Source organism: Streptomyces morookaense, from assembly GCF_013030945.1.
Classification (GTDB): domain Bacteria; phylum Actinomycetota; class Actinomycetes; order Streptomycetales; family Streptomycetaceae; genus Streptomyces; species Streptomyces morookaensis.
Window position 1 is genome coordinate 1 of record NZ_JABBXF010000048.1, and the last position, 1313, is coordinate 1313.

The following is a 1313-nucleotide window of genomic DNA, read 5'->3' on the forward strand; positions in this document are numbered from 1 at the left end:
ACCGTGAGCGATCATGTTGCACGGTGCCGCGTGGTGCCGTCTCGTGACGTTTCCCCTGATCAGAATACGTGCACCTGGTTAACCCATGCCGCCCCGTGCTGCACCGTCCAAAGGCGTCTGTCCACCGGCGCATCCCGGTGCTCACCCCGTAGTGACGACCTGCTCGCTCGCCAGCACGACGGCGGCACGTCCGGTCACCTCGGCACGGACTCTTGTCGAAACTCAACAACCGCCCCTTCCGCCGGCCTTCGGTCATGTCGTCGGCAACAGACCCGAGCGTGCGGAAGTGGCTGCCCCGGGGAACTGGGGGAACAGCCGTTTCGGCTGGCTGGATGCGGAATACCCGGAGCCTTCCGTCGATTGGTCCTCTTGCAGAGATCACGGGAGGGGACGCTGGTGGCCGAGCTGATGATGTTCCGGCGAGACGCGGAGGGGCGGGACGTCGAGTTGCCCGGTTCGACGGTGGCGCTGGAGGTGGAACTGCAGCGGCGGGTCGAGGCCAGCCTGAAGGCGATGCTCGGCATTCGGTTCCTGGCGTCGGAGTACCCGACCGGTCCGTGGCACCGGGGCCGGATCGACACTCTGGGACTGGATGAGAACGGCAGCCCGGTGGTGATCGAGTACAAGAAGGGCTCCGACAGCGGGGTGCTGTCGCAGGCCGTCTCCTACCTGTCCTGGCTGGACTCCGCGCGCCACGAGGTCGAGGTGCTCGTCCGAAAGGTGCTCGGCGCGGAGGCCGCCGAGGCCATCGACTGGCGTCGCCTGCGGATGGTCTGCATCGCGGCCAGCTTCTCCCACCACGACCGCGTGGCCGTGCAGAGGCTGCCCGAACGGATCGACCTGGTGCGCTACCGCGTCTTCGAGGGTGACCTGCTGAGCCTGCTGCTCGTGGAATCCTCGCCCGGGTCGGCGAACGCTGCTTCATCTCGGCGAACCAGGGAGCGGGACACAGCGACCGCCGGCATGCCGGCGGCCGCGGCCGCTTCCACGCCGGCGGACCCTGGTCTCGTCCCGGAGTGCCTGCGGGATCTGTACGCAGAGCTGGACGACGCGCTCACGGCTTGGGGCGACGTCGAGGTGGCCCCTCTCCGGCACTACATCGCCTACCGACGGCTGGTGAACGTCGCGTCGGTGATCTTCCGTCCGAAACACGAGGCGATCTTGGTCTACCTCAGACTCGACCCTGACACCGTGACGCTGGAGGACGGCTTCACGCGGGACATGCGAGGTATCGGGCATCTCGGGACCGGGGACCTTGAGGTACGCCTCGCCTCGGCGGCCGACCCGGAGAAGGCGGCACCGCTGATCCGGCG

The 1313-nt window shown here is 68.0% G+C and carries 1 protein-coding gene; it reads left to right on the forward strand.

Going from position 1 to position 1313, the window contains the following annotated elements; translation table 11 throughout:
• Window positions 1-396 precede the first annotated feature (396 nt).
• Window positions 397-1313, forward strand: a 917-nt coding sequence (locus tag HG542_RS21410; RefSeq protein ID WP_171083886.1) for a DUF5655 domain-containing protein, incomplete at its 3' end; no start/stop codon positions are given.